Here is a 12,562-nt window from a genome sequence, read left to right as displayed (position 1 = left end):
AAGGAGACGCCTCCAGATGAACCGCACCCTTAAAAACATGACCCTTGCCAGTTGCCTTGCGCTGGCCCAGGGCTGCACTGCCTTGGGCACGTCCAACAGTTTTACCGTTACGGCGGACCTGCCACCTGAGTTCACTTACGAAGCCACGGCAACTTATGTGCCGGCCAAAGGTGAAACCTGTACGGTGCCGGGGGGAAAGGATACCCAAGTTGGCTACAACTCGGGTCGTGAAAAATATGAACGGGATTCGAAGATATTGTTACGTCGTACGGTCAGTGGCTGCCCTTTGGTACTGCAAAACATCGATTTCTATATCTATGGCTGGTATGGCAAGAGTTGGAGGGATTTCGGGCGTGACTCGGCCCTGATCGTCGTACGAGACAAGCTGGTCGAGGTGAAAAAAGGCACTTTCAATGCGGCCGGGGAAAGCGAGTTTGCCGGGCAATGCCAGTGGCTGTTTCGTACAGCCGGGAAGACCCGTGTTCTGAGAAAGCTCCTTGATTGCAAAAGGATGGATGAGACGGGTGTACGGCGCAAAGCGAAACCTTTCGTGGCTTACACCCTGGATCAACTGCCCGGCAAGACGGTGAGGTTGAGGATCAAGCTGGCTGACGAAGAGCGCCCCTATATGAAGGATACCTGGGTCAAGGTTCCTGGTGGGTGGAAGCGCTGTATGGGGAAAGGGTTTGAAGATCAATATGCATTCTGCTACGGAAACTATAAGGACTTCAGTACCTTCAGAATGCCGGATGGTCGTGACTACTGCACCCTCTATCCCGGCTGTACGGAAAACAAGGCGGTGACCCCATGACTTTGGGGCCGATGGAGGAGTGGGAAAAGCCGTTTTTCAGCGAACGCATCCATGCTTGCCCGCGACGCACCCACTCGACCAGTTTTCAACTGGTGGATGAGCGGGGGGATGGCAGGCCCTATGCCGGCCTGGCCTATGAAGTCAGCGATTCTGAGGAGGTTGTCTACCTTGGCATTCTGGACGAAACAGGGACTGGGAAGATCAATCGGCACTATTGCGGGCCGGTGGTGCTCAAATTCGATAAAGCCTATCAAGGGATTGAGGATATCTATACAGCTTTAAGTGGGAGAGATCACTACCCTCTACCTATCACCGAACTGCAAGTGCGTGCCGAGAAGACCCGCTTTGTAAACCCTGACGGCGCCCGCACCCGGTCCAACCCCGCCCAAGGCCAGGCCGATTCTTTCTGCCAGGTCGAGGTGAGCGAACTGGTGGAGCACCGGGCCCATCTTCCGCCCCTGGCGCTCCGGTGCTTTCCGCCTCGGCACCAGGTGCATGCGCTGATGCGCCGTCCCTCGGCCGCCATGGCGGAGTTGGGATTTGCTCCCAGGCCTCCCCGGGTTCGCGGTATCGCGCTGTTGCCGAACCGGCACCATGTGCTGGAGGTGCGCCCCTTGCGGGCGCTGAGTCCGCTCCTGTCCACGGGTGAAGCGTTCTGCTACCTCAACCTGTACCAATTGGCGCTGATGTCGACCCTGAGCTATAGCCCGTTTGGCCAGGAGCCCGATACGCAACCGGTGGAAACCGACAGCGTGAGCTTTCCGGCGCAACCCAGCGTCGGCAACTGGTTCGGCGATGCCCTGGCCAGGTCCGATGAGCTGTGGCAAGTGGACGCAACTCAGTCCGGCGGGAAGGCTTACTACCCCCTGTATGAAGACGTGGCCTACTCCAGGCGCCTGGAGGTCATACCGTTCGACCCCGAGCTATACCCCGAAGTGAACAGCCCCGAACTCGGGGCGGATCAGGAACATCCAGCCAGGCTCCACTACCTGGACGATGCCAAAAAACGGGGGAGTACCGATACGCAAGCCTATGTCACCCACAACGATGAGCTGATCCTGCTGGTGGTACGCGGCACCGCGAGTATGGCTGACGTTCTGCGCGATGTGGATGCTGCGCAGACGCCGTTCGAGGAAACCAGCGGCAAGGTACACAACGGCTTTTACGAGTCGGCCAAGGTGGCCATCAAGTTCTTTGCAACCTACCTGGATAAGTTCTACAACGGGCAGAAGCTGGTGATCACCGGCCATAGCCTTGGTGGCGCGGTGGCTTTGCTGGTCGCCGAGATGTTGCGGCAACAACCAGAAAAATATGACATCGTGCTCTACACCTACGGCAGCCCGCGCGTAGGCGACAAGACCTTCGTGGAAAACGCCAGGCCTCTGGTACATCACCGCATGGTCAACCAGAACGATCCGGTGCCCAGTGTCCCGGCGGCCTGGATGAAAACGTCCTGGCGCATGTCGGGGGCGGGCGTCCTGCTGGTGCTCTTCAACCCTGCCATCGGAGGGGCGGTGGTGCTCCTGAGTCCCGTCAACATCGTCGGCGAGCCTTACACGCACCACGGCAAACTGCGTCATTTCATGCCCGTGTCGTTTGCCGATGGCCACAAGTCCGCGATCCTGTGGACGCCCGGCTGCGAAAGCATTACCGAGCGCGGCGGCGCGGCGGTTTGCGCCAAGGCACTGGCTGCAAGGAATGGCTTGCCGGAGCGAGGCGGTCTGCTGCGGCAGATGCTGGATAATGCCGATCACAAGATGGTCGCCAGCTACATTCCGCATTGCTGGGCTTCCTTGCGCCGCGCACAAGAGGCCTTGGAAGAAGGCCGCACCGTGGTGACCCCGACCGAGTACGAGCGGGTCGGGGAAGCGCTGCAGGACTTCAAGGCGCAGTTGCGGGAAAAGGAGGCGGCGGCCTACGGTTCTGCCAGGGAACAACAGATAATGGGGCCATTGCGCGCTGAAATCGGCAGGTTGCAACAGACCGCTGTGCGACTGAAAGCATTGAGTGTCGAACGTGTCAGCGAGGCCAAGGTCTACGGCCGGGTTGCCGAGCGGCCCGAGGCGCTGGCGGTGAGTCTGGAGCGCTGGCTGGCGCACTCGTTCAATCGCTCGCATGAACAACTCGCGATGGCCCCGCCGGATGCCGACAGCAATGAGCGCGCGATCGCTACCCTGGTAGGCGGCCATGCCCCTGGAGCGGTGTTCGATCTGGACATCGATACGCTTGGATAGAGCGGAGTCAAACAAACCCTATCGAGGGCTCTATCCATATCCGCCTCCCCTCGGCTTTTTGCCTGGGACCTGTTCCAAGCCACATGGGCAGGCGCGCGTCGTTGCGACGTTCGCGCAATACCGACACGTGCTGGCGACGCCCGTCTTTCAGGGCATCGGTTTGAAGCGCGGTGAAGAAGCGCAGCAGGCGTGGCTTGTGGGGCATCTCCAGGCCGAGGACCATCGGACAGGCTAGCCGCTCGGCCGCCATCTGCCGTTGGGAGAAATGGCTGGCTGGGCACGGCTTGCCGCGTGGGAGCGGCTCTGAGGCGATGGCGGATGCGCCGAGGCGCCGGGGCTGTTTTAATGGCGCACTCTCCATGGCCAAGGAAACGGACACATGCGTAGCCCGCTTGCCACGATCGCCTGCGCCTGCCTGCTGCTCGGCGGCTGCTCCAAGTCCGCCGAGGACAGCGCCAACCCGTTGCTGGGCAAGGATGCCGAGTGCCTCGAACTGTTCGCCCGCAGCAATGCGCTGTACTGCGACATCCGCGAGGACGAACGCGAATCCCAGGCGAAGGGTACGCCGCGCCGGCACACCGACTACGAGGTAGCCGATGCCGCCTACCTGCTCAAGGCCACCGGGGAGCGCTGCGCGATCGATACGACCTATGTCACGGAGTGTTCGGCGAAGGCCGGGCAGTGGCTGCAGAAGGCCCGCGCCAAGGCGGCGAAGCCCTAGTCGCAGCGCCCGCGCTCAGCGCAGGCGCGTCGCCAGCTCCGCCAGTTCGCCGCGCAGCCAGAGGCTGCCGGCTTCGTCGTCGGCCTGGCGCGACCAGTAGAGATTCAGAGTCACCGCTGGCAGGGCCAGCGGCATCGGCAGCAGGCGGTTGCCCAGGCCGCGGTTGATCAGTTCGGCGTAGCCTCGGGTCAGGGTCAGCAGGTAGCCGCCCTGGGCCACCAGCAACGCCGCCGACAGGTAGTGCTGGCAGCGCTGGCGCACCTGGCGGGTCAGGCCGAGGTGGCCGAGGGCCAGGTCTTCGATGCAGATGCCGCGTCGCCGCGAGGTCACCGCGACATGGTCCGCCGCCAGGTACTCCTCCGCACTCAGTTCGCCGGCGAAGCCCGGCCCGGCCATCACGCACAGGCTATCGTCGAGCAGGTGCTGGCGGCGCAGGGCGGCGTCGGTGGGCCGGGCGATCTCGATGGCGAGGTCGATGCGTCCGGCGCCCAGTTCCGCCTTCAGGTCCGCCCAGTGCAGGCTGTTGCAGCGTATCTCGATGCGCGGCGCGGCCTGGCGCAGGTGGTCGAGGATCGCCGGGAGCACCAGCGGCTCCAGTTGCTCCGGCATGTTCAACTGGAAGGTCCGCGCGTCGCGCCGAGGGTCGAATGTCTGGCAGCGATTCATGCTGCGGTGCAGGCCGGCGAGGGCGTCATGGATGCCCGGCGCCAGTCGATCGGCCAGCGGCGTCGGCGCAACCCCGCGCCCCTGGCGAACGAACAGCGGGTCGCCGAGCTGGTCGCGCAGGCGCGCCAGGGCGTGGCTGACGGCCGACTGGCTGAGATGCAGGAGGCCCGCCGCGCGGGTCAGGTTGCGTTCTCGATAGACCACTTCGAAGACCCGGAACAGGTTCAGATCGAAACGGCTGAGGGGCGACCATTCATGTGGCTGATTCATGTTTGCGCGCGCCTGTCTGGGGAAGGCGCCAGCCTAGCAGGCATGCTCGCCGATAGAACCATGCATAGGCTTCATGGATGGCGATGAATAAGCCTCAGTTCTGCCGCTTCCTTCGGCTGCCTAAGATGCCTGCGACGATGACCAACGCGCCGCCGGGCCAGCTCCTTTCGCCGGCCGCCTGACCCGCTCCCCGGAGAACCTGCCGTGACCGCTCCCTTCAACGCCTTGCTGATCGCCAACCGCGGCGAGATCGCCATTCGCATCGCTCGCGCCTGCGCCGACCTGGGTATCCGCTCGGTGGCGGTGTTCGCCGAGGACGATGCCGCTTCCCTGCACGTGCGCAAGGCCGATGTCGCGCTGCCGCTGGCCGGCCGTGGCGTGGCGGCCTATCTCGACATGGATCGGCTGGTCGCGCTGGCCCTGGAGCAGGGCTGCGAGGCGATCCATCCGGGCTACGGTTTCCTCGCCGAGAACGGCGAATTCGCCCGGCGCTGCCAGCGCGCGGGCATCCACTTCGTCGGGCCGCAAGCGGAAGTGCTCGACCTGTTCGGCGACAAGGCTGCCGCGCGTGCCCTGGCCGAGCGCCTGGAGGTGCCGCTGGTGGCCGGGATCAACCATGCGGTCAGCGTCGAAGAGGCCGAGGCGTTCCTGGAAGGGCTGGGCGATGGCGCCGCGGTGATGCTCAAGGCCCTTGCCGGCGGCGGCGGACGTGGCATGCGCGCGGTGGAGGAGGTCGCGCAACTGGCCGATGCCTACCGCCGCTGCCGTGCCGAGGCGCAGGCGGCGTTCGGCCGGGACGAGTTATACGTCGAGCAACGGGTGGCGCGGGCCCGGCACATCGAGGTACAGGTGCTCGGTGACGGCAGCGGTGCGGTCAGCCACCTCTGGGAGCGCGATTGCAGCCTACAACGGCGCCAGCAGAAACTGCTGGAGATCGCCCCCAGCCCGGACCTGCCGGAGGCCACCCGCGAGGCGCTGATCGATTGCGCCCTGCGCATGGCCGGCGCGGTGCGCTATCGGGGGATCGGTACCTTCGAGTTCCTGGTCGACGAGGAGCGCCCCGGGCGCTTCTATTTCATGGAAGCCAATCCGCGCATCCAGGTGGAGCACACCGTCACCGAGGAAGTCACCGGGGTCGACCTGCTGCACGCCCAGTTGCGTCTCGCCGCCGGCATGGAGCTTGCCGCCCTCGGCCTGGAGCGACCGCCGGCGATCGGCGGCTGCGCGGTGCAACTGCGGATCAACCTGGAGACCCTGGCGGCCGACGGCAGCGCCCGTCCGGCGGTGGGCACTATCGGCGCCTACGAACCGCCCAGCGGTCCCGGCCTGCGGGTGGACGGCTACGGCTATGCCGGCTATCGGGTCAGCCCCAGCTACGATTCGCTGCTGGCCAAGCTGGTCGTGCGCGGTGCGGATTATCCCGCCGCGTTGCGCCGGGCCTACCGGGCGCTCTGCGAATTCCGCCTGGAGGGCGTGGCGAGCAACCTGGATCTGCTGCGCAACCTTCTGCTGCATCCGGCGGTACAGGCCAACCGGGTCGACACCCGCTTCGTCGAAAGCCACCTGGAGACACTGCTGGCGCCTATCCCGGCGAGCCATCCGCGGCTCCGCGCCGAGTGCCCGCTCGCCAAGGACGCCGCGCCTGCGCGGGTCGAGGCGCCACTCGGCAGCCTGCCGCTGCCTGCGCCGAGCAGCGGGGTGCTGGTGGCCCTGGAAGTGTCCGAGGGCGAGCGGGTGCGTGCCGGCCAGCGGGTCGCGATCCTGGAAGCGATGAAGATGGAATTCGAGGTCAAGGCACCCGGCGGCGGTATCGTCCGGCGGCTCGCGGCGAGCCTCGGGGAGCCTCTGGAGGAGGGCGCGACGCTGCTGTTCCTCGAACCGACGGAGGATGACGACGAGCAGGCACCGACCGAACAGGCGCTGGACCTGGCGCATATCCGCGCCGATCTCGCCGAGGTACTCGAGCGCCAGGCAGCGCTGGGCGACGAGCGTCGTCCGCAGGCGCTGGCCAGGCGGCGTAAGACCGGACAGCGTACCGCGCGGGAGAACGTGCTCGACCTGCTGGACGAGGGCAGCTTCAGCGAATATGGCGGTTTCGCCCTGGCCGCCCAGCGTCGCAGGCGCTCCGCCGAAGAGTTGTTGGAACTGAGCCCCGCCGATGGCCTGGTCGCCGGCACCGGTACGGTGGGGGCCGCCAGCTTCGGCGCGCAGGCCGCGCGTTGCCTGGTGCTGGCCTACGACTACACGGTGTTCGCCGGCACCCAGGGGGTGATGAACCACAAGAAGACCGACCGCCTGCTCGGCCTGGCCGAACAGTGGCGCTTGCCGCTGGTGCTGTTCGCCGAGGGTGGCGGCGGGCGCCCGGGCGATACCGATTTCGTCGGCGTCGCCGGCCTCGATTGCCATACCTTCGTCGGCATGGCCCGGCTCTCCGGGCTGGTGCCGCTGGTGGGAGTGGTCTCCGGTCGCTGCTTCGCCGGCAATGCCGCGTTGCTGGGCTGCTGCGATGTGATCATCGCCACCCGCGACGCCACCATCGGCATGGCCGGCCCGGCGATGATCGAGGGCGGCGGCCTGGGCCGTTTCGCCGCCGAGGAGGTCGGTCCGACGGGCGTGCAGGGGCCCAACGGAGTGATCGACGTACTGGTGGAGGACGAGGCCGAAGCGGTCGCGGTGGCCAGGCGCTACCTCGGCTATTTCCAGGGCCTGCTGCCCGACTGGAGTTGCGCCGACCAGCGCGAGTTGCGCCACCTGGTGCCGGAGAACCGCCTGCGTGCCTACGACATCCGCCAGGCGATCGAGGTCCTGGCCGACCGGGGCAGCGTGCTGGAACTGCGGCGCCAGTTCGCTCCCGGCCTGGTCACCGCGCTGCTGCGCATCGAGGGCCGGGCGTTCGGCCTGATCGCCAACAACCCTGGCCATCTCGGCGGCGCCATCGATGCCGCGGCCGGCGACAAGGCCGCGCGCTTCATGCAGTTGTGCGACGCCTTCGACATCCCGATCGTCTCGCTCTGCGACACCCCTGGCTTCATGGTTGGCCCGGAGGCGGAAAAACAGGCCACGGTGCGCCACGTCTCGCGGATGTTCGTCAGCGCCGCCAGCCTGACGGTGCCGTTCTTCACCGTGGTCCTGCGCAAGGGCTACGGACTGGGAGCCCAGGCCATGGCGGCGGGCAGCTTCCATTCGCCGCTGTTCACCGTCGCCTGGCCCAGCGGCGAGTTCGGCGCCATGGGCCTGGAAGGCGCGGTGCGGCTGGGCTTCGCCAAGGAGCTGGCGGCCGAGGAAGATCCCCAGCGGCGCGAGGCGCTGTTCCGCGGCATGGTGGACAAGGCCTACCGCAACGGCAAGGCGCTGAACATGGCCAGCTACCTGGAGATCGACGCGGTGATCGACCCGGCGGAGACCCGTGCCTGGCTCCTGCGCGGCCTGGCCGTCGCCGGAGAACCGGCGCCGAGGGCGGGGCGCAAGCGGCCGTTCGTGGATACCTGGTAGATGGTCGGCCCGCAGTGCCCTGGCGCCTCAGGACGACGGCGGCGTCGCCTGAACCTGCGCGGCGACCGCCGCCTTGTCGATCACCGACCAGACGCCGGCGATGCGCTCGTCTTCGAATTCGTAGAAGACGTTCTCGGCGAAGCGTACCCGCTGGCCGTTGACCGGGATGCCGAACAGCCGGCCGCTGGGTGTGCAGTCGAAGTGCAGACGGCAGGCGACGCCCGGCGGATCGACGAGCAGGCGTTCGATCTCGAAGCGCAGGTCGGGGATTGCCAGGAAGTCGCCTTCGAGCATCCGCAGGTAGCCGTCGAGTCCGATCTGCACGTCGTTGTAGCGCACCCGGTCATGGACGAAGTCGCCCAGGCGCGCCCAGTCCTGGCGGTTCAGGCAGTCGATGTAGGCGCGGTAGCGCTCGGCGAGTCGGTCACGGGTCATGCGGGTCTCCTTCGAGCTGTCCGGGCGGCATGAGCCAGACCCTAGCAAACCCGCGAGACGCCGTCAGTCGCTAGGCTTCAGCCCAGGCGCATGGACAGCTCGACATCCTCGGCGAAGGGCGTCGACAGGTAGCCGTTGGCCGGCGAGCGGACATGGGCCAGGTACTCGGGACTATGCTCGGCGTTGTCGGCGATCACCAGCGCGCCGGGGCGCAGGCGGCTTTCCAGCAGGGCAAGGACCTCCGGGTAGAGCGCCTTGGCGCCGTCCAGCAGGACCAGGTCGATGCTGTCCGGCAGGTCCTTGGCGAGGGTTTGCAGGGCATCGCCCTCGCGCAGTTCCACCAGGTCGAGCAGCCCCCCGGCGGCCAGGTTGTGCCGTGCCCGCTCGGCCTTGGAGGGTTCGAACTCGCTGCCGATCAGGCGGCCGCCGCCGTTGTCCCGCAGCGCCGCGGCGAGGTGCAGGGTGGACAGGCCGAAGGACGTGCCGAACTCGACGATGCTGCGCGCCGAGCTGCTGCGCGCCAGCATGTAGAGCAGGCTGCCGGTTTCGCGGGAGACGGGCAGGGCCAGGTCCTTCAGGCGACCGTAGAGCTCGCGGTATTCGGTCTTGCTGCCCATGAGGCGTTTCAGCTCGGCCTCCGAGAGGTCGGCGAGGGCGGGACTGTCGCCCGGTGCGCTGGCCTCGGCTTCGGCGAACAGGCGTTGCAGGAGATCGGCGAGCGGGGCGTTGGTGAGGGTATTCATGGATGGCTCCGGGAATGTTTGAGCGCGTAAGTGCGTGGACCTAGAATGCGACGGATTCATCGCATTCCGCCATTCGCATTCCGGAGCCTTCCATGAGCGACAAGCGAAACCCGCGTATTTCCTCGCGCAAGCAGCCGCAGCAGGCCCGTTCCAGCGAACTGGTGGCGAGCATCCTGGAGGCGGCTGTTCAGGTTCTGGCCAGCGAAGGCGCGCAACGTTTCACCACCGCGCGGGTGGCGGAGCGCGCCGGGGTGAGCATCGGTTCGCTGTACCAGTATTTCCCGAACAAGGCGGCGATCCTCTTCCGCCTGCAAAGCGACGAGTGGCGGCGCACCACGCGTCTGCTCGGCGAGATCCTCGAGGACACCGCCCGGCCGCCGCTGGCGCGCTTGCGCCGGCTGGTGCTGGCATTCGTGCGCTCGGAGTGCGAAGAGGCGGCGATACGCGTGGCGCTGAGCGACGCGGCGCCGCTGTATCGCGACGCCGACGAGGCGCGGGAGGTGAAGGCGGAGGGCGCGCGGGTGTTCCAGGCGTTTCTCCGGGAGGCCTTGCCGGAGGTCGCCGAGGCCGAGCGTGGCCTGGCCGGCGAATTGCTCACCACCACCCTCGGCGCGGTCGGCAAGCAGTTCTCCGAACGGCCACGCAGCGAGGCGGAGATCGAGCGTTACGCCGAGGCCCTGGCCGATATGCTCTGCGCCTATCTCGCCGCCCTTGGCGAGCGCTGAGGTGCCGTGTGGCCGGAGCAAAACCGTCGCTTGGCCCAGCGGCCCCAGGTACGCGGCTGGCGCGTTCGTAGGCTTGGCGGAGCAGGCGTGTATCGGCGAAGCGACCGGCGCCTGCCGGTCGCGGGAGGGATCAGGCTTCGGCGATGCCGGTGACGACGATGCCGAAGCGGCGCAGCAGCAGTTCCGCCGGCTCGTCGCTTTCCAGCTTGCCGGTGCTGTAGTGGCCCGGCTTGAGGTTGGCCTCGGCCCATTCCAGCAGGTGCTCGGCGACCTCTTCGGGGCTCGGCTTGTGGGGGAACGGCAGGACTTGGCGCTCGGTGGCTTCGTCCTTGCTGTAGGTGATTGCCCAATCGCTCATGGGTAGGCTCCTTGTTTTCGCTGAGTTGGCAGGCCGGCAGGGCCCGAAGGGTAGACCGGTGCGGTCGCGCAAGGGTTGCCCTGGCGCGATGGGCGGTCCCCGTCCGACTGTCGGCCGAGGGCGGAAAACACTTATGATTCAGCCACATGCTTTGTCTGGACCGGTCCCCGATGCTGTCTGCCGTACGGCGCTACAAGTCGATGCTCTCCAGCGCCCTGGCGCGTTGTTTCCCGCGTACCACCGCCTACCTGCAGGCCGAGCGCGAGGCTCGCGAAGCCTTGTTGCAGCCGGCCAAGGCCCGCTCCAGGAAGAACGCCGCGAAGGCTCCGGCCAAGGCCGCCGGCAAGCCCGCTGCCGCCTCGCGGCGCGCGCCGCAGGGAATCTATCCGGCTGCCGCACTGAAGGTCGACGAATCCCAGGAGCGCGCCATGCGCGAGCAGGTGGCGCAGGCCGCGACGCTCGGCGTGGTCAGCCCGCCGTCCGAGGAACAGTGGGCGATGATCCTCTGCCGCCAGCCGCTGGCGCGGATCTTTGCCGGTGCCGGCTCGGGCAAGTCGACCACCCTGGTCCTGCGGGTGGTGTTCATGCTCTGCCACCTGGGCGTCGAGCCGCAGCGGCTGACGGTGATTTCCTTCACCAACGCCTCCTGCGCGCAGTTGCGCGAACAATTGCTGCGCGTGCTCGCCCATTGGCAATACCCGTTCGACGCGGCCCGGGCGCGGCAGTGCGTGCGCACTTTCCATTCGGCGCTCGGCAGCCTGGCCCGCGAGGTGCTCGGCAATCCGCGCTGGTTCGAACAACTGGACGACCGCGACCCCGCCGCCGAGCCGGACAACCCCCTTGCCGCCGGACGCCTGCGTCCGGCCCAGCAGCGCCTGCTGAAGCAGGCCTACCAGCAGTGCTACGCGGCAAGCCCGGCGTTCCGCGCCAAGACCCACAAACTGCTGAAACTGCCGCCGCCGGCGGAGCCGGAAGAGGGCGCGCGGCGGCAGCCGAAGGCGCCGCTGGAGCCGTTCAAGCTGGCCGGCGAGTTCCAGACGCTGCCGCTGTACGAAGCCTTCCATGCCCAGGCCGGGTTCGCCGAGAGCCTGGGCCTGCGCGTCGAACGCCTGGACAGCGGCAAGCTGGAATGCGGGTTGCGCGAGAAGATCTTCGTCGAAGCCATGGCACTGTTCTGGGCGAGGTTCCAGGCGCTGTTGCGCGAGGAGGGCCTGATGACCTTCGACGCCGCGTTCCAGCAGCTCGGCGAGCGGATGGCCGGCGGGGCCCTGGCGGAAACGGCGCTGGCGCCGTTCACCCATCTGCTGATCGACGAGTTCCAGGATGTCTCGCCGCAGATCGTCCTCTGGCTACAGGCGTTGCACCGTCGCCTGGCGACCCAGGGCACCGCGCCGAGCCTGATGGCCATCGGCGACGACTGGCAGTCGATCTACGGCTGGCGCGGCAGTTCGCCGGAGCTGTTCATCGACTTCGACCGGCATTTCCCTTCGCGTGGGCGGGGACGCAAGAGCGCGCTGCTGGTGCTGGAAACCAACTACCGCTCCGTCGAACCGATCATTCGCGACGGCGAGAAGGTGCTGGCCGGGGTGCGTTTCAAGCAGGACAAGACCTGCCGCGCGTTCCGCCCGATCCAGCCGGGCGACCATGGCGTGAAGCTGGTGCAGCGTTTCGACCTGCGTGCGCAACTGCCGAAGCTACTGGCGGAAATCCGCGCCCAGTGCGAGCACGCCGCCGCTCGCGAGAGCAGCGAGCGCACCGCGGTGCTGTTGTTGAGCCGGCGCAACGAGCCGTTGCAGGCGATCCAGGCGGAGTTGGATCGCGCGCTGCCGGTGAAGGGCATGACCATCCATCGCGCCAAGGGCCTCCAGGCCGAAGTGGCGATCGTCGTCGACGACTGCCTGCCGGGCGAGAAGCATCCGTTGCGCAACGCGCTGTACGCGGCATCGGGCTTCTTCCGCAACAGTTACGACCAGGCCATGGAGGACGAAAGCCTGCGCCTGGCCTACGTGGCGATCACCCGTGGCGTCAGCCGGGTGCTCTGGTACACGCGCAAGGCGCAGGGCGCCACGGCCCTGTTGGCCCGACGCTGAGGACGACCGTCTCGGCG

Annotated in this window: 10 protein-coding genes; 6 read left to right on the top strand and 4 right to left on the bottom strand. The window is 67.0% G+C overall.

What is annotated here, in order from left to right:
* Window positions 1–16: 16 nt before the first annotated feature.
* From M6E97_RS16025 to M6E97_RS16015, 3 genes are all read left to right on the top strand, one after another.
* On the top strand, window positions 17–811 hold the full coding sequence (locus M6E97_RS16025) for a hypothetical protein (RefSeq protein ID WP_033938832.1): 795 nt from the start codon (window positions 17–19) through the stop codon (window positions 809–811).
* Entirely contained in the window at window positions 808–3,045 is a 2,238-nt protein-coding gene (locus M6E97_RS16020) for a lipase family protein (RefSeq protein ID WP_033938831.1), read from the top strand. Before M6E97_RS16025 ends, M6E97_RS16020 begins: the two co-directional genes overlap by 4 nt.
* A gap of 379 nt (window positions 3,046–3,424) precedes the next feature.
* A complete protein-coding gene (locus M6E97_RS16015) occupies window positions 3,425–3,766 on the top strand; it encodes a hypothetical protein (protein WP_003086981.1) in 342 nt (113 codons plus the stop codon).
* 15 nt (window positions 3,767–3,781) lie between these two features.
* On the opposite strand, the gene M6E97_RS16010 is transcribed toward M6E97_RS16015, so the two are convergent.
* Window positions 3,782–4,702, bottom strand: a complete 921-nt coding sequence (locus M6E97_RS16010) for a LysR family transcriptional regulator (RefSeq protein WP_003133284.1) — start codon at window positions 4,700–4,702, stop codon at window positions 3,782–3,784.
* Between the two features lie 204 nt (window positions 4,703–4,906).
* On the opposite strand from M6E97_RS16010, the gene M6E97_RS16005 reads away from it, so the two are divergent.
* Window positions 4,907–8,194 (top strand): acetyl-CoA carboxylase family protein, encoded by a 3,288-nt coding sequence (locus M6E97_RS16005; protein WP_033938830.1) that lies wholly within the window; start codon window positions 4,907–4,909, stop codon window positions 8,192–8,194.
* Between the two features lie 27 nt (window positions 8,195–8,221).
* Here M6E97_RS16005 and M6E97_RS16000 read toward each other — a convergent pair whose 3' ends face one another.
* The gene (locus M6E97_RS16000; protein ID WP_003118664.1) at window positions 8,222–8,629 is read right to left on the bottom strand and encodes an ester cyclase; all 408 of its coding nucleotides are present in this window, start codon (window positions 8,627–8,629) and stop codon (window positions 8,222–8,224) included.
* Window positions 8,630–8,706: 77 nt separating this feature from the next.
* Complete coding sequence (locus M6E97_RS15995; protein ID WP_019485196.1) at window positions 8,707–9,372, bottom strand: O-methyltransferase; 666 nt, start codon at window positions 9,370–9,372, stop codon at window positions 8,707–8,709.
* 92 nt (window positions 9,373–9,464) lie between these two features.
* On the opposite strand from M6E97_RS15995, the gene M6E97_RS15990 reads away from it, so the two are divergent.
* The gene (locus M6E97_RS15990) at window positions 9,465–10,097 is read left to right on the top strand and encodes a TetR family transcriptional regulator (RefSeq protein WP_019485197.1); all 633 of its coding nucleotides are present in this window, start codon (window positions 9,465–9,467) and stop codon (window positions 10,095–10,097) included.
* A 130-nt stretch (window positions 10,098–10,227) separates the two neighbouring features.
* On the opposite strand, the gene M6E97_RS15985 is transcribed toward M6E97_RS15990, so the two are convergent.
* Complete coding sequence (locus tag M6E97_RS15985) at window positions 10,228–10,455, bottom strand: hypothetical protein (protein ID WP_003082927.1); 228 nt, start codon at window positions 10,453–10,455, stop codon at window positions 10,228–10,230.
* Between the two features lie 170 nt (window positions 10,456–10,625).
* Between M6E97_RS15985 and M6E97_RS15980 the strand changes: the two genes are divergently transcribed.
* Window positions 10,626–12,545, top strand: coding sequence for a UvrD-helicase domain-containing protein (locus M6E97_RS15980; RefSeq protein WP_049311503.1), 1,920 nt, complete (start codon window positions 10,626–10,628; stop codon window positions 12,543–12,545).
* Window positions 12,546–12,562: the final 17 nt, after the last annotated feature.

Origin of the sequence: Pseudomonas sp. B111 (assembly GCF_026428275.1) — a bacterium.
GTDB lineage: Bacteria > Pseudomonadota > Gammaproteobacteria > Pseudomonadales > Pseudomonadaceae > Pseudomonas > Pseudomonas aeruginosa.
This window is presented reverse-complemented; position numbering and strand designations above follow the sequence as displayed.